This is a genomic window from Nonomuraea diastatica, from assembly GCF_004349015.1.
GTDB classification, from domain to species: Bacteria; Actinomycetota; Actinomycetes; order Streptosporangiales; family Streptosporangiaceae; genus Nonomuraea; species Nonomuraea diastatica.
Genome location: NZ_SMKP01000001.1, coordinates 14,581 through 31,841 on the forward strand (window position 1 = coordinate 14,581; position 17,261 = coordinate 31,841).

Consider the following 17,261-nt stretch of genomic DNA (forward strand, 5'->3'; position numbering starts at 1 on the left):
TTTTCGGAGTAAGGAGTTATCGGAATATGGTGGAGCGGGTCAGACGGATGGCAGGCTCGACGTGAGCAGGAAACCGCAGTCTCCGAACGCGATCTCGTCGCCCGACCTGACCCGGGCGGGCCCGACCAGCCGCCACCCGTTGAGCCGGGTGCCGTTGAGCGAGCCCAGGTCGACCAGCAGCCACCCGTCGCTCTCGCGCCGCAGCTCGGCGTGCACGCGGGAGACCGTCAGGTCCGACAACACGAGGTCGCAGGCCGACCCCCTGCCCACCACGTAACGCAGCCGGTCGTCGTCGGGCAGCGCCAGCCGGGGCAGTCGGGGCCGCCGCCACGCCGACTGCACCCTGGAGGTGAACTCCGACACCGCCGCCACGGCGTCGGTCAGCCGCTGCCTGAGCGTCGCCCGGCGCGGCAGGTCGGCCACCACCTCGTCGAGCTCGTGGCGGTTGCGCGCCCTGAGCACCTGATCGACCCTGCCCACGAACGTGTCGTGGGAGATACGCCCCTCTACGGCGCGATCTCTGAGCTCGTCGATCGCACGGTCGCGTTCCCCATCCGAGGCACGAAAGGGCGGAAGCGTGGAGCTCATGTAGCGAGTATCGGCCTGAACCGCGCTCCCTGTCCAGAATACGCGGATCGGTCGCCCTGGCCATGCTCGGTATGCATGCTCGTATCGATGCCGATCAGGCACGGGCTGCGGTCTGGCGGCGCCGGCGAGCAGGCCCGCGCGGAACCGAGCGATATGCCGGCCGGGCCGTTACGCGGACGCGTCCGGTTCTGGCGCGCCCGGTGGCGTGAGGCGGTATCTCAGCGTCATCACCACCGACGCCAGAATGATCAGAGCGGGGACCGTGGTCTGCCCGATGAGCACCGCCGTCACCGCGCTCTCCGGCTGCTCGACCGGCCTGCTCGGCTCCGACTCGATGAAGCCGCCGAGCGACAGGATGACGCCGAAGATCAGCGCGCCGAACGAGCTGACCCCGCTCTCGATGGCCGTCCACAACCCGGTCAGCACGCCCGCCCTGCGCTTGCCAGTCTTCGCCGCGTCCACCGCGATGACGTCCGCCAGCATGGAGAACAGCAGCAGTTGCACGCCCGCGATGCCCACGCCGACGACGAGGATCGTCACGTGCGCGTACAGCGAGCCGAACAGCGGGGTGGCCATGGCCGCCGCGGTGCCGCCCCCGAACATCAGCGCGGCCAGCACCATCGCGCCGCGTTTGTCGAACCGCTTGGACAACCGCACCCACAGCGGCATCGTCAGCAGCATCGGGCCCACCAGCACCGCGAACAACGTCTGCGTGGCGTCCGGCGTGCCGATCGTGTAGGTGGCGAAGTACGGCGCCGCCGCCAGCATCATGCTGACGGCCAGCATCTGCGTGCACGCCAGCGCCGTGATCCAGAGGAACGGCGCGTTGCCCTTGACCGCCGCGAACTGTTCCCGCCACCCGCCCCGGTCGGGCTCCGGCGCGCCGGTCATCGGGGCGCGGCTGGTGCCGAAGAACGAGCCCAGCATCGAGACCAGCAGGATGGCCGCGATCGTGGCGGCCATCAGCCGGTAGCTGCCGAGCGTGCCGTCGCCGCCCTGGCTGGTGACGATGGCCGGGGCCAGCACGCCGCTGATGGCGGTGGCCGCGCCGATGAAGATCATCCGCCACTGGAGCAGCGAGGTACGCTCGTGGTAGTCGTGCGTCATCTCTCCGGGCATCGCCTTGTACGGCACCTCGAACAGCGCGTACGCCGTCGCCGTGGCCAGGAAGCACACCCCGACGTACAGCGCGGCGGGGACGCCGGTCAGCGGCGGCCCGGCGAACACCAGGAAGAACGCGATCGGCAGCGTGCAGGCGCCGGCGAGCAGCCAGGGCCTGCGCGGGCCGAGCCGCGATCTGGTCCGGTCGGACCAGCGGCCGACCAGCGGATTGATCACGAGGTCCCAGGCCTTGGGCGCGGTCACGACCACCCCGGCCAGCCACGCGGGAACGGCCAGGAAGTTCGTCATGTAGTACAGCAGGAGCAGCCCGGGCACGGCGCCCACGGTGGCGGTGCAGAACGAGCCCACACCGTAGCCGACGCGTACACCCCGGGGCACCGTGGAGGCGCTCGCCGCCGGTGCGATCATGCCCTCATTGAAGCCGAACAGAGCGTTGTTCGGTAGGGCCCAGTTCCCGGCGTGGCGGCGCGCGCGGTCACCCGGGCGCCGCGCACGTGGGTCAGTCGCGGACGTCGGCGCACACCACGTGCGCGCCGATCTCGATCATCCGGCGTTCACTGTGCGTGTCGGCCACCCTGGCCATGAGGATCGGCGCGCCGGACGCCGCGAACTGCGGCAGCCGGGCCCGCACCAGGCGGTGCAGGTCGCGTACGACGTCCTCGGCGGCGGACATGTGCACCTTCACGTGCAGCATGATCCCGGGAGCTCCCGACGCGGTGCGCGCCTCGGAGATCCACACGTGGTGCACGAGCGGGAAGTCCATGAGCAGTTGCGCGATCGCCTGCCGCAGCGCGGGCAGGATCGGGTGCGTGCACCGCCGGTAGCCGGGGTCCACCTGCTGCATGGGCCCCGACAGGTGCGGCCGGGGCGCGGGCACCCACGGGAACGCGGGCACCTGCGTGGAGGGGGGTGCGGCCTGGGCCAGCGCGGCACCGCGCGAGACGGTGGCCATGGCGCCCGTCGCGTAGGCGGCGGGCGCCGCTCCCGACAGTACGGGCGTCGGACCGCTGCGCGTCGAGGTGAGGAAGCGCTGGAGGTCGTCGATGGGCACGGCCGCGGCGGCTGGTCCGGCCGCGTCGATCACGATCTCCCGCACGCCGGTGACGCGCTGGATGTCCAGGATGGTGTCGGCGTCACACGCCGACAGGGAATGGCTGCCGCGGTGCCGGGCATAGGTGGCAGGGCCGGTGTAGCCGAGCAGGACCCGGTCACCGGCTTGTGTCGTCCCCAGGACGACCGAACGGTCTGTTCGTACTGCCACCAGGACTCCACCGTCGGCGAGAGCGCCCAGCAGGCGATGGGGGGTGCCATGCTGGGCGAGCACGTCGGCAAGCGCAGGATTCCCGATGCTCATATGACGAACCATAGGTAGTCGGCCACGGCTTATCAGGCTAATGGCGAAGAAATCTCCCGATCAAGACAAAGACGGCCGCGATATGGATGAGTTTGGCGCTGGGTGGGTACGGCCGCCCCTGTCTCACATCATGGGTCCCTCGTGAACGCGTTCACAAGCGACCGTTAGACTCTGTGGGACCGTCGGGGGCCGGACGCGTGACGAGGCCCCCGAAGCCCGCCTGTCCCGGAGGATCCACACCCGTGAACAAGCCCGTCGTTCTGGTCGCAGAGGAGCTGTCCGAGGCCGGCCTCGCCGTGCTCGGCGCTGATTTCGAGGTCCGCCACACCGACGGCGCCGACCGTTCCCAGCTGCTGCCCGCACTCGCCGGCGTGGACGCCCTGATCGTCCGCTCCGCCACGAAGGTCGACGCCGAGGCCATCGCCGCGGCGCCGAAGCTACGCGTGGTCGCCCGCGCCGGCGTCGGCCTCGACAACGTCGACGTCGAGGCCGCCACCAAGGCCGGTGTCATGGTCGTCAACGCGCCGACCTCCAACATCACCAGCGCCGCCGAGCAGACCATCGCGCTCATCCTGGGCAGCGCGCGCAACACGGCCCAGGCGCACGCCGCGCTGAAGAACGGCGAGTGGAAGCGGTCGAAATACACCGGTGTCGAGCTCGACGAGAAGATCGTCGGCATCGTCGGCTTCGGCAAGATCGGCCAGCTCGTGGCGCAGCGACTGCTGCCGTTCGGTGTCGAGATCCTCGCCTATGACCCCTACCTGCCACCGGCCCGCGCCGCGCAGCTGGGTGTCAAGCTGGTCGGCTTCGATGAGCTGCTGAAGAAGTCCGACTTCATCACGCTGCATCCGCCGAAGACCAAGGAGACCGTCGGTCTCATCGGCGACAAGGAACTGCACGAGGTCAAGCCCTCCGTGCGCATCATCAACGTCGCCCGCGGCGGCATCATCGACGAGGCCGCGCTCTACGCCGCGATCAAGGAAGGGCGGGTCGCCGGGGCGGGCCTCGACGTCTACGCCAAGGAGCCGTGCACCGACAGCCCGCTGTTCGAGCTCGACCAGGTCGTCGCCACGCCGCACCTGGGCGCCTCCACCCATGAGGCCCAGGAGAAGGCCGGCACCCAGGTCGCGCGGAGCGTGAAGCTGGCGCTGGCGGGCGAGTTCGTGCCCGACGCCGTCAACGTCCAGGGCGGCGTGGTGGCCGAGGACGTCAAGCCGGGCCTGCCGCTGGCCGAGAAGCTGGGCCGGGTGTTCACCGCGCTGGCCGGTGAGGTCGCCACCAAGCTCGACGTCGAGGTGCGCGGCGAGATCGCCGCGCAGGACGTCCGGGTCATCGAGCTGGCCGCGCTGAAGGGCGTGTTCGCCGACGTGATCGAGGAGCAGGTCACCTACGTCAACGCGCCGCTGCTGGCCAAGGACCGCGGCATGAACGTCGAGCTGGTGACCAGCTCGGAGAGCCCCGACTGGCGCAACGTGGTGACCGTGCGGGGCGTGCTGGCCGACGGCCGCCACGTCTCGGTGTCGGGCACGCTCTCCGGCCCTCGCCAGATCACGAAGATCGTCGAGGTCAACGGCTACGAGATGGAGATCGAGCCAACGGCCCACCTGTCGTTCTTCACCTACACCGACCGTCCCGGCATCGTGGGCGTGGTCGGCCGCCTCCTCGGCGAGCACGGCATCAACATCGCCTCGATGCAGGTGGCCAGGTCGGTCAAGGGCGGCAAGGCGCTCATCGCGCTGACCGTCGACACCGCGATCCCGGCCGACGTGGTCGACCAGATCGTGGCCGAGATCGGCGCCGAGAGCGGCCGCTCGGTCGACCTGGAGGACTGACCCTTCCCTGTCACACGAGGCCGCCGCCCCGCCTGGGGCGGCGGCCTCGTGTGTCTCAGCATGCAAGATGCTAGGACGTCCAACGAGACGGCTGAGGTACTGTAGCGGAGATGCGCCAGGTGCTCGTACTTATTACCTGCCGCGGCGGGGCCTGTTAGGGCAGGTCGACGACTCGCCGCGGTGAGTGGCGCTGTGTCGGCCGTTAAGACCCTTCCTCCAGTCCGTGACCCCGGACCACGAGAGCAGACTCGCCCGGATTCGTGACCGGAGTCCGGCTTTCCATCGGAACGCATCCGCGAAATGAGATGAGTCACATGTACGAGATGTATGCCTGGAACCGTGCGGAAGAGCACGACGACGAGGCCGCCGAGGCCGTGCAGACCGCGCTGGACCGCAGGGACAACGGCGGCGCTCCGCAGGGTTCCGGCCACTAGCGCCCGGATGTGGCCGGGGCGCGACGTCCGCGCGTGTCCCAGACCGCCCGAAACGTCCGCAAGCTGAGATGATGTGTTCGTCAGACGAGACGAGCCGGTAAGGTAACCACCCATGGAGTCGCGTAACATCCGCTTGGCCGTCATTCCGGGTGACGGCATCGGCGCCGAGGTCGTGGCCGAAGGACTCAAGGTCCTGGAGGCCGTGGGCACCAAGATCGAGCCCACCCACTACGACCTGGGGGCAGCCCGCTATCACCGCACCGGCGAGACTCTGCCCGACGCGGTGCTCGAGGAGCTGCGCGGTTACGACGCGATCCTGCTCGGCGCGGTCGGCGACCCCAGCGTGCCGCCCGGCGTCCTCGAGCGCGACCTGCTGCTGCGGCTCCGCTTCGCGTTCGACCACTACGTCAACCTCCGCCCGGTCAAGCTGTTCCCCGGCGTGCCGAGCCCGCTGGCCGGCTCGTCGGCCGACGACATCGACATGATCGTCGTCCGTGAGGGCACCGAAGGCCTCTACGCCGGCACCGGCGGCGTCATGCGGCGCGGCACCCTTCACGAGATCGCCACGCAGGAGTCGCTCAACACCGCCCACGGCGTCGAGCGCGTGGTGCGCTACGCGTTCGAGAAGGCGCGGTCGCGGCCGCGCAAGAAGCTCACCCTGGTCCACAAGACCAACGTCCTCACCTACGCCGGCGACCTGTGGCAGCGCACGGTCGACCGCGTGGCCGGCGAATACCCCGAGGTCGCCACCGACTACGCCCACATCGACGCGGCCTCGATGTTCTTCGTGAGCCAGCCCGAGCGGTTCGACGTGGTCGTCACCGACAACCTGTTCGGCGACATCATCACCGACCTCGGCGCGGCCATCGCCGGCGGCATCGGCCTGGCGGCCAGCGGCAACATCAACCCCGAGCGCACCGCGCCCAGCATGTTCGAGCCGGTGCACGGCAGCGCCCCCGACATCGCCGGGCAGGGCAAGGCCGACCCGACCGCGACCATCCTGTCCGTCGCCATGCTCCTCGACCACCTCGGCCTGCACACGGAGGCGGCCAGGGTCGAGCAGGCGGTCGCCGCCGACATCGTCGAGCGGCGTCCCGGTCGCGGCACCCACGAGATCGGTGACGACATCACCGCACGAGTATCCGGCTAGGACCGCCTAGCCCCGCGAGCGCCTGGCGATCCGACACGGACCGCCAGGCGCTTTTTCGCGTGCCGACGGCCTAACCATCCCAACGGCCGCTTGCCATCCCATATAGCGAGACAATAGGAAGTACGGGCTGCCCTTTCCGGGTGGCTCCGCTCGACACCGCACCTCCGCGGCCCCCCGGCCGTTCGCGGTCACCGCACGTTTCGTAGATTCGCAGAGAAAAGGACCGCCGTCATGACCATCGCTCGGAAGCTCAGCTTCGACGTGCAGCTATCCGACCACGCTCGCACCGCGGCCGAGCGGGAGCAGGTACTGGCGAACCCCGGTTTCGGGCAGACCTTCACCGACCACATGATCTCGATCGACTACACCGAGGGCGAGGGCTGGCACGACGCCCGGCTCATGCCGTACGGGCCGCTCTCCCTGGACCCGGCCACGTCGGTCTTCCACTACGCCCAGGAGCTGTTCGAGGGGCTCAAGGCCTACCGGCAGGCCACGGGCTCGATCGTGACCTTCCGCCCGTACGCGAACGCGGGCCGCTTCAACCGCTCCGCGGCCCGCATGGCCATGCCCGAGCTGCCCGAGGAGACGTTCGTCGAATCGCTGGAGCTTCTCGTGCAGACCGACAGGGAGTGGGTGCCGACCACCGAGGGCCACAGCCTCTACCTGCGGCCCTTCATGATCGCCACGCAGGCGGGGCTCGGCGTCAACTACCCGTCCAAGTCCTACAAGTACATGGTCATCGCCTCTCCCGCGGCCTCCTACTTCACCGGCGGACTCAAGCCCGTCTCGGTCTGGCTCTCGACCGAGTACACCCGCGCCGCCCCCGGTGGCACCGGCTTCGCGAAGTGCGGCGGCAACTACGCGGCCGCGTTCGTGGCGCAGCGGCAGGCGGTCGAGAACGGCTGCGACCAGGTGGTGTGGCTGGACGCCCACGAGCACAGGTACGTCGAGGAGATGGGCGGAATGAACCTGTTCTTCGTCGTCGGCGACAAGCTCGTCACCCCCGCGCTGACCGGCACCCTGCTGCCCGGCATCACCCGGGACTCGATCCTGCACCTGGCCGGCGACCTCGGCCTGGAGACTGAGGAGCGGCTCGTCTCGGTCGAGGAATGGCAGGCGGGCTGCGAGTCGGGCGAGCTCACGGAGGTGTTCGCGTGCGGGACGGCGGCCGTGGTGACGCCGGTCGGCACCGTCGGGGGTGCCGACCGTTCCTGGACGGTGGCCGACGGCGCCCCCGGGCCGGTCACCATGCGGGTGCGTGACGAACTGGTCGGCATCCAGTACGGCTCCCGCCCCGACTCCCACCACTGGGTGCACAAGATCGTCTAGCCGGGTGATCCCCGGGGGCGGCGCTCCCGGGGGTCACATCAGCCGCGATGTGTCGACGGCCAGCCCCCACGGATCGGGCAGCGGCAGCGGCTCGCCCGCGGCCACCACGATCTCCGTGGCGTAGGCCCCGCCGGAGGGGTCGCAGAAGAGCTTGACCGACCGCTGGAACGGGTCGATCACCAGGTAGAGCGGCACCCTGGCGGGGGCGTAGCCGCAGGGCTTGACGTAATAGTCGTCATAGCCGCTGCCAGCCGAGACGACGTCGGCCAGCAGCAACGTCGCGTCGCCGTGCACGGCGTGCTCCTCGTGCATCCTCGGAGCGGCCGGCACCACGGTCAGGTCGGGGACGTACCGGTCGGCGTGTTCGCCGAGATAGACGGTGATGTTGGGCCAGATCTCCCAGCCCCGCCCGGCCGCAGCGCCGGTCAGCTGCAGCAGCAGCCGGAAGAGGATCGTGTTGTGCTGCCAGGTGCCGGACTCGTTCACCACGATGCGGCCCTTGACCGTCTCCACCCGATATTCGGGAAACAAGTCGCGGGCCGTGCGGAAACGCTCTTCGAGTGGCCTGACCATGCCGCCGTCCTCTTGTAGTCACGAGATCACCAAGCGTAGGGCCTGGCGCCTCCGCCGGGCGGCGATTCCGTGGTACGGCTATCTCTTTCTGATCATGGTCATCCCGTCCGCGACGGGCAGCATGTACACCGTCACCCGCGGATCCTTGATCACCAGGTCGTTGAACCGTCGGATGTCCACGGTCGTGGCCTCGTCGCGCCCAGGATCGGCGACGTGCCCCCGGCGCAGCGTGTTGTCCACGACGAGCAGCCCGCCGGGCCGCATGCGGGTGATGAGCAGCTCGTAGTAGCCGGGGTAGTTTCCCTTGTCGGCGTCGAGGAAGGCCAGGTCGATCGTCTCGTCGAACGCGGCGAGCGTCTCCAGGGCGGGTCCGAGGGTGAGCGTCACCCGGTCGGCGACGCCGGCCTCCTGCCAGTAGCGGCGCGCCATGGACGTCCACTCCTCGCTCACGTCGAAGCAGTGCAGCCGCCCGCCGGACAACCCGCGGGCGATGCACACGGACGAGTAGCCGGTGAACGTCCCCACCTCCACGGCCACCTTGGGCGCCATGATCTGGGTGATCATGGTGAGGAAGCCGCCCTGGTCGGGTGAGATCTGCTTGACCGCGTCTTCTCCGGTCGCCTCCGCCGACTCCTTCTCCAGCCTCTCCAGCAGAGGATCGGGCGGCGTGCTGTGCTCGAATACGTATCGCGCGATGACAGGGTCAAGGAGGTATGCCTTCATGCCGCCATTGTTTCTGTTTCCGATAGGGTCTGCGCGATCAACGAGATGAGAGTGGCATGGTGAAGCGGTTGGTGGCGGTGGCGGTCGCGTGCGCGGTGATCGCCGTTATCGGGGTGCTGGCGTTCGCGGAGCCGGGCGTGTCGTCCGGCGAGGTGCGGCTGACCCGGCAGGTGGACGGGTCCATGGTCCTGGCGGACCGGTCGAGCCAGGCTCCCGTGCTCGATCTGTACGAGGACTTCGACTGCCCCGTGTGCAAGAAGATGCACGACAGCGTGGACGACACGCTTCAGCGCCTGGCGAGGGAGGGCAAGGTCAAGATCGTCTTCCATCCGGTGACGATCTTCAGGGCCGAGCCCATGCGCTCCAACTCCATCCGCGCCGCCGCGGCCGCCCGCTGCGTCCCCGAGGACAACTGGCTGGCCTTCAGAGACCAGCTGTACGCCATGCAGCCCGCGCCGCACGGCGTGGCCTCAGGGTTCACCGTCGGGGAACTGGCCGGCGCGGCCAGGAAGGCCGGGGCGGCGGTGGACGAGTGCATCAGGTCGCAGTCGTACGCGAAGGCGCACCTGGAGCAGACGGCGAAGGCGCGCATCCAGGGCACGCCCACCGTGCTGCTCGACGGGCGGATGCTGGGCAACGAGGTGTTCGACGCGGCGGCACTCGAACACGCCATCACCGGTGGCGACGGCGTCGCCGTGTGACGCCCCGCACGACACGGATGTCCACTCGGTGAGACCCGCGTGCCAGATGGTGAATCCGTATGGCAGACTGGTGAGCATCATGTTCTACGGTCTGCTCATTATCGGCAGGCGCGCTGGCTGACAAAGGACACCGCCAGCGCGCAGACCTCTCACGTCCGTGAGGGGTCTTTTTGTTTTCCAGAAACGACCACACCCAGCGCGGGCCTTCCGGAGAGAAGAGAACACCCATGGCCGACGACCGCTTCCACGTATACGACACGACGCTGCGTGACGGCGCGCAACAGGAGGGGCTCAACCTCACCGTCGCCGACAAGATCGCCGTCGCGCGGCATCTGGACGGCCTGGGCGTGGGCTTCATCGAAGGGGGCTGGCCGGGCGCCAATCCCAAGGACACAGAGTTCTTCAGGCAGGCTCGAACAGAGCTCGACCTGAAACACGCGCAACTAGCCGCGTTCGGCGCGACCCGCCGGGCCGGTGTGAAGGCAGCCGACGACCCCTTGGTGGCCGCTTTGCGCGAATCCGCCGCGCCGGTCGTGACCCTTGTCGCCAAGAGCCACGACCGGCACGTGGAGCTGGCCCTCCGCACGACTCTCCAGGAGAACCTCGCGATGATCCGCGACACGGTCTCTCACCTTCGTGCGGAGGGACAGCGAGTCTTCCTCGACGCCGAGCACTTCTTCGACGGCTACACGTCCAACCCAGCCTACGCGCTGGAGGTCATCAGGACCGCCGCCGAGGCCGGGGCCGACGTCATCGCCCTGTGCGACACCAACGGCGGCATGCTCCCCGACGAGCTCGCCGAGATCGTCCATGAGGCCGTCCAGACCAGCGCCCGCGTCGGCATTCACTGCCACGACGACACGGGCTGCGCCGTCGCCAACACCCTGGCCGCGGTCAAGGCCGGCGCCACCCACGTGCAGGGTTGCGCCAACGGCTACGGCGAGCGCTCCGGCAACGCCAACCTCTTCACCGTCGTGGCCAACCTCCAGCTCAAACGCGGCTTCGACCTGGTGCCGCAGGAGGCGCTGGCCGACATGACCCGCATCGCCCACGCGATCACCGAGGTCACCAACGTCACGCCCAACTCCCACGCCCCCTACGTCGGCACGTCAGCCTTCGCCCACAAGGCCGGCCTGCACGCCAGCGCCATCAAGGTCGACCCCAACCTCTACCAGCACATCGACCCCGCCGCCGTCGGCAATGACATGCGCATGCTCGTCTCCGACATGGCGGGCCGGGCCTCGGTCGAGCTCAAGGGCAGGGAGCTGGGCTACGAGCTGACCCCCGACACCACCAAGACCCTCGTCGAGCGGGTCAAGGACCTCGAGTCCAAGGGCTTCACGTTCGAGGCCGCCGACGCGTCGTTCGAGCTGCTGCTGCGCGACACCCTGCACGGTTCCCGCAGGCGGCACTTCGAGGTCGAGTCCTGGCGCGTCATCGTCGAGCGCACGAAGGGCGGTGAGCTGGTCAGCGAGGCCACCGTCAAGCTGCACGCCAAGGGCGAGCGCATCGTCGCCACCGGCGAGGGCAACGGCCCCGTCAACGCCCTGGACAAGGCGGTGCGCCTGGGCCTGGAGCAGCTCTACCCCGAGCTGGCGAAGCTGGAGCTGGTCGACTACAAGGTCCGCATCCTCGAAGGCACCCACGGCACCGACGCCATCACGCGGGTCCTCATCACCTCCAGCGACGAGACCTCCGAATGGGCCACGGTCGGGGTGGCGGAGAACATCATCGACGCCTCGTGGCAGGCTCTGGAGCAGGCGGTGACGTACGGCCTGCTCCGCGCGGGCAGGGAGGTCTCCTGACGGCCTGAGCGGCGCAGGGAGCCCGGGGCTCCCTGCGCCCGCCGCTAGAACAGGTCGGAGGGGAACGACACGCCCTCGACCGTGACCTTCCCGCCGGAGCACGACACCTTCGGCGAGTCGGTGCCCGGCACGATCACCGTCAGCAGCGACCTGGCCGACGACGACACCACGACGTTCGTGCGCTTCTTCGACAGGTACGTCGGCGACACCCAGCCCAGCTTGCCGCCGCGCTCCACCTTCTGCCCGCCGGCCCGGTCGCACGACGACAACTGCAGCAGCGTGACCTTGAAGTTCCCGTCGCCCAGCACCACCGTGCCGCCGCCCTTCGAGACCAGCTTCAGCGACGGGTCGAAACGCCACACGTTCCTGACCTTCTTGCCGCCGGAGGCGGTGTCCAGCACCGCCATCAGGTCGTCGCCGTGGTTCACCAGCACCGACCTGGTACGGCTCGCGCCGTACGCCTTGTCCGTCAGCCTGAACGCCTGCCGGTCCTTGCCGTAGGACGTCTTGACGAGCTTGCTCGGCGTGCGGGGCCGGAACTTGCCGCCCACCACCGTGGGCACGTTGTGCGCCTCGGGGGAGAGCGTCCAGTAGCGGTAGGCGCTCTTCTCGTACGAGTGGAACCCGCCGTCCACCAGGATGTCGCGCCCCTTCGCGTAGTACGTCACGCCCAGGTGGTCCTCGTGGCCGTGGTACTTCATGCCGGGCCCGAACCGGATCGAGTAGTACGCCGAATCCCGCTCGCCCCAGGCCGTGCGCCCGAAGACGTAACCGGCGCGGTAGGTCCTGACCTCCTGCTTCGGCGTCCCCACGTCCATCTTCGGCTCGGTGTCGGCGCTGCCGTCGCCGATGGGCACCATGTAGCCGTTGGGCATGGTCGAGTGGGCGATGAAGTCCTTCAGCGCCTCGGCCCGCTTGGTGATCTCGCCGGGCACCTTCCGCTTGCACGCCTTCATGCCGGCCGTCGCGACCTGGAGCCGGCCGTACACGTAGACCGCGTAGCGCGGGGCCTGCTCCATGAGCGCGCCCTGGCTGTCGACGTCGAGCTTCACGGTGCCGGTCAGCCGGCGGGAGGCCAGGTTCGCCCAGTCCGTGCGGCCGTACCTGCAGCCGATACCCAGGAGCGCGATGTCCTGGTCGATGCCGTGGTTGTGGCCCTTCTTGTACAGCCGGGAGTCCGACAGGAGCTTGGCGTGGTCGGCCAGGCTGTCCTTCAGCCAGCCGGCGTCGACGTGCCGGCTCAGGCAGAGCAGCGGCTGCGTGCGCAGCGAGACCGGGTGGTCCTTCCACACGTACGGCTTCGTGCCGCGCGCCCCTCGTTTGTTCTTCGCCACCCAGTCCTTGGTGATCTCGGTGGCACGATCCAGGTAGCGTTGCTCGCCGGTGTTCTCGTACTCGACGACCAGCGTGCCCATCCAGCGCAGCGACTGGAACACGTACTCCCACGAGCGGTTCTTGTACGGGCTGCCCGACCAGTCGATCTTCTTGCCGATCTTGTACGCGGGCAACCCGACCAGCGAGATCTCACCTTTCATGACGTCGGTGGCCGTGGGCGTGCCGGGCAGCCAGTCGCCTTGGCACTCCGCGGTGCGGGTCACCCCGTCGGCCTGAGCACTGGCCTGGACTCCGGTCTGAGCGCCGGCCTGAGCGGGGCCGGCTAACCCGCCGAGGGTGAGCGTGAGGGCAAGAGGTAACGCAAACCGGCGCACGCCAGTTCCTTCCGGACAGAACAATGAGGGCGGCACATGCTTTCGCTCTCGCGATCACCGGGTCAAGCCGAGTGTCCGATTCGTTAGCCGCTCGATGTGGCGCCGGTGCCCCGGCTGGCGGAGCCGGCGCGGGAAGGAGATGCTGGTGCCGTGAGATTCGACGACCTGGTGATCCCCGACACGCCCGCCTGCCGCGGCGCGCTCGAAGTGGCCACGCGCTACCACACGCCCTCGCTGCTCAACCACTCGATCCGCGCCTACCTGTTCGCCGCCGCCCACGGCCAGGCGCACTCCATCGCCTTCGACGCCGAGCTGTTGTACGTGGCGGCCATGCTGCACGACATCGGCCTGGTCGCCGAGTACGACAGCCACACGGTGCCGTACGAAGAGGCGGGCGGGCACGTGGCCTGGGCCTTCTGCGCCGGCGCCGGCTGGTCGCCGGAGCGCAGGGAACGCGCGGCCGAGGTGATCATCCGGCACATGTGGGCCGAGGTGCCGGTGGAGGACGACCCGGAGGGACACCTACTGGAGCTCTCGACCGGCATGGACATCTCGGGCCGGCGCACCGACGAGCTCCCCGAGGGGGTGCGCGCCGAGGTGCTGGCGCGCCACCCGCGGCTGGAGATCGCCAAGGAGTTCAGTGCGTGCATCGCCGACCAGGGCGCGCGCAAGCCGTCGAGCTTCGCCGGCGGGTTCGTCCGCGACGGCATCATCGACCGCATCGCGCGCAACCCGCTCGACGCCTGAGCGTGCTCAGCCCTTCGGGCTGGCGCTCTCCGCCACCTCGAACGACCACACCTCCGAGCCGGTCGCCGCGGGGCCCTGCCCGTGGCCGTGCCCCTGCCCCTGCGCGGCCTGGGCGTGCCCGCGCTGGAACGCCTGGCCCTGCTGCCAGTTCTGGAAGTCCTCCTCGCTGCGCCAGCGGGTGTAGACGAGATAGCGCTCGGTGCCCTCCACCGGCCTGAGCAACTCGAACCACTCGAACCCGTCGGCCGACTCCACCATCCCTGCCCGCTTCGAGAACCGTTGTTCCAGCTCCGTACGCATGTCGGCGGGCACGGTCAGCACGTTGATCTTCACGACGGACACCACAGAGCCCCTCTCGTCAGCGCACCACCCGGTGCGGCGAAGGTGAGGGTTCCAGGCTAACGCGGGCGATCGCCGGTACCTGATCCCGCTCCAGCGCGTCGCGTACGTGCCGCAGCACCACCGCGGACAGGTGCCCGCTGAGCTCGTGCAGCGGGGCCGACTCGTCGGCGACCACGCGCAGCCGTACGGAGGGGGCGCCGCGCGCGTCCACGAGGTCGGCGTGGGCGCTCAGCACGGACGGGCCCGACGCGACGTCGTCGGCCACCGCCTGCGCCATGCCGCCGGGCGACACCTCGGTCACCCCCGTCGGCCCCGACTCGACGCGCAGCGGGCCGCGCGGCTCCGCGCGCGCCTGCGCGAGCAACCACCACAGCGCCGACAGCGCGACGGCGAGGGCCACGACCGCGACGACCCACCAACTCCACGGGCTGGTACGCGCGAAGAACCCGCGCACGCCGCCGTCCGCGATCGGAGTGCCGGCCGTGCCGAACGCGCCCAGCCCGCGGGCCAGCGCGAGACCGCCCAGCACCGTCAGCACCAGCCCGACCAGCGCCAGCCCCCACCGGTTGGCCCGGCCGATCTTCCCCCTCATCTGGACTCCTTGACGTTCACGACCACCCGGTACGGCTCCACGGGCTCCAGCGCCGCGAGCCGGGTCAGCACGGCGTCGCGCACCTCCTCGCCGAAACGTTCCTTGTCCCACCCGGACGTGGCCGCCGTGACGACGACCGTGTGCCCGCGCATCCTGGCGCGCGCCGCGTGCACGCCAGGCACCTCCTCGGCCGCGTGGGCGAGGGCTTTGGTGACGGTCCTGGTCCGCAGGCCGATGACCAGGCCGGGGTCGCCGCTGCGCGCGGGCACCATGCTCGGCCGTCCCGGCACCAGCGCGACCGCCAGCAGGGCCAGCCCGAGCAGCGTCACCACGGCCGAGGAGAGCAGGAACAGCGGATCCGACCACGGCGTCGCGGACGCCCACGAGAGCATCCCGTCGTAGGGCACCAGGCGCAGCGGCCGGCCGACGAGCCCCGAGATCGTCTCGGCGGCGACGAGCAGACCGAGGAGCGTGAGCAGGACGCTCACCACGATGGCGGGGATCCTGCGCCGCGGCCGGAACGCCCGCACCGCCGCCCTGTCGGCGGTTCTGCGGGCGGTGCTGTCTCCTGTGCCGACCCGCCGCGGCGGCTCGGCCCGGTGCGCGCCACCCTCGTCGTCGGGAGGTACGGTGCACATCTCCTGCGTGGTCATCGCGGTCCACCGCCCAGGTCGGTCACGATCACGTCGAGTCGGCTGACCTCCAGCCCGGTCTGCACGGCGACGCGGCGGCTCACGTGCTCCCGCAGCCGGGCGGCCACGACGCGCAACTGCACCGGGTAGGCGATCCCCACGTGCAGGCGGATGGTGGCCCGGCCGCCCCGCACCTCGGCGCTCGACGAACGCCCCCACGGCGCGGTCCTGGTGTGCACCTCGCGCACGTCCGGAACCTCCGCGGCCGCGACACACGCGATCTTGAGCACCACCTGGTCCGCGACCTCGGTGCGGCCCCGCCCCTCCGGCGGCGGCTGCGGAGCGCGGCGCTGCGCGGGCACCGTCACGGTGGCCGTGCCCTCCGCCGGCGTGACGTCGGTCATCTCCGCCTCGTGGACAGGCTCGACAGGTTCACCTCGCCGGTCTCGACGACCCGGCCGACGACGAAGCCGGCCGCGCCGAGCACTAGGACGAGCAGGAACGCGGTCAGCCCGCCGAACGCCGCCGTCAGGCCGAGGATGATGCCGACGGCCAGGCCGATCAGCGTCGGCCAGTGGGCGTTGTTCATGGTTCCTCCACGATGTCGTCGATACGCACGTTCACCCTGCGGCCGTCGGCCAGGTCCGCCACGGCCTGCCGTACCTCTTCGGCGGTCTCCGGCAGCGGGCGGTCCATCCTGGCGACGATGGCGATCTCCACCTCGCGGTCATTGACCGACACGCCCAGGAGCCGTTCGCCCGGCATGTACGTGGCCACCGTCCCGAACGGCCCCCCGGACAACCCGATCACGCCCGAGCAGGCCCGTACCCGCTGAGCGATCAGCCGCGCCTGGCCGCCCCCGTCTCGATCGCCGTCAGACCCGGCACCGGCCGGCCCAGTACGGGCCGACTCGGCACCGGCCGGCCAGGCACCGGCTGCGGTGGCGGGGCCAGGGTCGGGCTTCGTGCCGGGCTGCTCCCGGTCCCGGTCACCGGGGTCGGCTGCGGCGGTGGCGGGCCTAGGGGCGGGCTCCGTGCCCGGCTCCTCCGGCCGGCCGGGTCTCGGGCCGTCGTCGGGGCCGTCCTCCGGAGTGGTCATTGGACCCTGGGTTCCTGCTCCGTGTCCCGCTGCTCGCCGGTGTCCCGGTCCTTGCCCCGCTCCTGGCCGGGCAGGTGGACGTCGTCGACGCGGATGTTGACCTCGGTCACCTCCAGCCCGCACATCCGCTCGATCGCCGCGATCACGTTGCGCCGCACGGCCGCGGCCAGGTCCGGGATCGCGGTGCCGTAGTCGGCCACCAGGTCCAGGTCCACCGCGGCCTGCCGTTCGCCGACCTCGACCGACACGCCCTGGGACAGGCTGGTGTCCCCGCCGACGATCCCCTTCATGCTGCCGAACGCCCGCGCCGCGCCCGCGCCCATGGCGTGCACGCCGGACACCTCGCGCGCCGCGAGTCCGGCGATCTTGGCGACCACCCCGTCGTCGATGCTCGTGGTGCCCTTGTCGGTGACCAATGAGGTGGCCGAGCCGCCCTCATGAGTCCGCGCCCGCGGTACGGCACCCGTCCCTGTGTTTGACATCGTGTCCATCTGTCGCCCCCGATGTGTCGCTATCAGAGGCAGCTAACC

The 17,261-nt window shown here is 70.1% G+C and carries 19 protein-coding genes; 6 read left to right on the forward strand and 13 right to left on the reverse strand.

The window, feature by feature from the left end; all coding sequences use genetic code 11:
- Positions 1–39: 39 nt before the first annotated feature.
- The 3 genes from E1294_RS00075 to E1294_RS00085 form a co-directional block, all read right to left on the reverse strand.
- The gene (locus E1294_RS00075; protein ID WP_132503533.1) at positions 40–588 is read right to left on the reverse strand and encodes an FHA domain-containing protein; all 549 of its coding nucleotides are present in this window, start codon (positions 586–588) and stop codon (positions 40–42) included.
- 168 nt (positions 589–756) lie between these two features.
- Positions 757–2,118 (reverse strand): MFS transporter, encoded by a 1,362-nt coding sequence (locus E1294_RS00080; RefSeq protein ID WP_132503534.1) that lies wholly within the window; start codon positions 2,116–2,118, stop codon positions 757–759.
- 91 nt (positions 2,119–2,209) lie between these two features.
- Entirely contained in the window at positions 2,210–3,064 is an 855-nt protein-coding gene (locus tag E1294_RS00085) for a hypothetical protein (RefSeq protein WP_132503535.1), read from the reverse strand.
- Between the two features lie 242 nt (positions 3,065–3,306).
- Between E1294_RS00085 and serA the strand changes: the two genes are divergently transcribed.
- From serA to E1294_RS00100, 3 genes are all read left to right on the forward strand, one after another.
- Entirely contained in the window at positions 3,307–4,896 is a 1,590-nt protein-coding gene (serA, locus tag E1294_RS00090) for a phosphoglycerate dehydrogenase (protein ID WP_132503536.1), read from the forward strand.
- Positions 4,897–5,442: 546 nt separating this feature from the next.
- Positions 5,443–6,480: a 3-isopropylmalate dehydrogenase gene (locus E1294_RS00095; RefSeq protein ID WP_132503537.1), complete on the forward strand. Its 1,038-nt coding sequence runs from the start codon at positions 5,443–5,445 to the stop codon at positions 6,478–6,480.
- A gap of 231 nt (positions 6,481–6,711) precedes the next feature.
- Complete coding sequence (locus tag E1294_RS00100; RefSeq protein ID WP_132503538.1) at positions 6,712–7,809, forward strand: branched-chain amino acid aminotransferase; 1,098 nt, start codon at positions 6,712–6,714, stop codon at positions 7,807–7,809.
- Positions 7,810–7,842: 33 nt separating this feature from the next.
- Here E1294_RS00100 and E1294_RS00105 read toward each other — a convergent pair whose 3' ends face one another.
- Together E1294_RS00105 and E1294_RS00110 are read right to left on the reverse strand one after the other, a co-directional pair.
- Entirely contained in the window at positions 7,843–8,382 is a 540-nt protein-coding gene (locus E1294_RS00105; protein ID WP_132503539.1) for a Uma2 family endonuclease, read from the reverse strand.
- A gap of 78 nt (positions 8,383–8,460) precedes the next feature.
- Positions 8,461–9,105: an O-methyltransferase gene (locus tag E1294_RS00110; protein WP_132503540.1), complete on the reverse strand. Its 645-nt coding sequence runs from the start codon at positions 9,103–9,105 to the stop codon at positions 8,461–8,463.
- A 56-nt stretch (positions 9,106–9,161) separates the two neighbouring features.
- Here E1294_RS00110 and E1294_RS00115 point away from each other — a divergent pair, with 56 nt between their 5' ends.
- Complete coding sequence (locus tag E1294_RS00115; protein ID WP_132503541.1) at positions 9,162–9,806, forward strand: DsbA family protein; 645 nt, start codon at positions 9,162–9,164, stop codon at positions 9,804–9,806.
- A 227-nt stretch (positions 9,807–10,033) separates the two neighbouring features.
- The gene (gene cimA, locus E1294_RS00120; RefSeq protein WP_132503542.1) at positions 10,034–11,611 is read left to right on the forward strand and encodes a citramalate synthase; all 1,578 of its coding nucleotides are present in this window, start codon (positions 10,034–10,036) and stop codon (positions 11,609–11,611) included.
- A gap of 44 nt (positions 11,612–11,655) precedes the next feature.
- Here the strand turns inward: cimA and E1294_RS00125 are convergent, their stop codons facing one another.
- Positions 11,656–13,320, reverse strand: a complete 1,665-nt coding sequence (locus E1294_RS00125; RefSeq protein ID WP_132503543.1) for a heparinase II/III family protein — start codon at positions 13,318–13,320, stop codon at positions 11,656–11,658.
- A 150-nt stretch (positions 13,321–13,470) separates the two neighbouring features.
- Here E1294_RS00125 and E1294_RS00130 point away from each other — a divergent pair, with 150 nt between their 5' ends.
- Positions 13,471–14,067 carry an HD domain-containing protein gene (locus E1294_RS00130; RefSeq protein WP_132503544.1) on the forward strand — a complete coding sequence of 199 codons (597 nt, stop codon included), beginning with the start codon at positions 13,471–13,473 and terminating at the stop codon, positions 14,065–14,067.
- A 6-nt stretch (positions 14,068–14,073) separates the two neighbouring features.
- Here the strand turns inward: E1294_RS00130 and E1294_RS00135 are convergent, their stop codons facing one another.
- The 7 genes from E1294_RS00135 to E1294_RS00165 are packed head-to-tail and all read right to left on the reverse strand — an operon-like array spanning position 14,074 to position 17,213.
- Entirely contained in the window at positions 14,074–14,412 is a 339-nt protein-coding gene (locus E1294_RS00135; RefSeq protein ID WP_220447484.1) for an antibiotic biosynthesis monooxygenase family protein, read from the reverse strand.
- A gap of 13 nt (positions 14,413–14,425) precedes the next feature.
- Positions 14,426–15,001 carry a hypothetical protein gene (locus tag E1294_RS00140; protein WP_132503546.1) on the reverse strand — a complete coding sequence of 192 codons (576 nt, stop codon included), beginning with the start codon at positions 14,999–15,001 and terminating at the stop codon, positions 14,426–14,428.
- Positions 14,998–15,654 (reverse strand): DUF6286 domain-containing protein, encoded by a 657-nt coding sequence (locus E1294_RS00145; protein ID WP_132503547.1) that lies wholly within the window; start codon positions 15,652–15,654, stop codon positions 14,998–15,000. The genes E1294_RS00140 and E1294_RS00145 overlap by 4 nt, the downstream gene beginning before the upstream one ends.
- Positions 15,651–16,037, reverse strand: a complete 387-nt coding sequence (locus E1294_RS00150) for an Asp23/Gls24 family envelope stress response protein (protein WP_132503548.1) — start codon at positions 16,035–16,037, stop codon at positions 15,651–15,653. The genes E1294_RS00145 and E1294_RS00150 overlap by 4 nt, the downstream gene beginning before the upstream one ends.
- Entirely contained in the window at positions 16,034–16,222 is a 189-nt protein-coding gene (locus E1294_RS00155; RefSeq protein WP_132334488.1) for a DUF2273 domain-containing protein, read from the reverse strand. The genes E1294_RS00150 and E1294_RS00155 overlap by 4 nt, the downstream gene beginning before the upstream one ends.
- Positions 16,219–16,731 (reverse strand): hypothetical protein, encoded by a 513-nt coding sequence (locus E1294_RS55360; RefSeq protein ID WP_246082722.1) that lies wholly within the window; start codon positions 16,729–16,731, stop codon positions 16,219–16,221. Before E1294_RS55360 ends, E1294_RS00155 begins: the two co-directional genes overlap by 4 nt.
- Positions 16,728–17,213 carry an Asp23/Gls24 family envelope stress response protein gene (locus E1294_RS00165; RefSeq protein ID WP_132503549.1) on the reverse strand — a complete coding sequence of 162 codons (486 nt, stop codon included), beginning with the start codon at positions 17,211–17,213 and terminating at the stop codon, positions 16,728–16,730. The genes E1294_RS55360 and E1294_RS00165 overlap by 4 nt, the downstream gene beginning before the upstream one ends.
- Between the last annotated feature and the right edge of the window lie 48 nt (positions 17,214–17,261).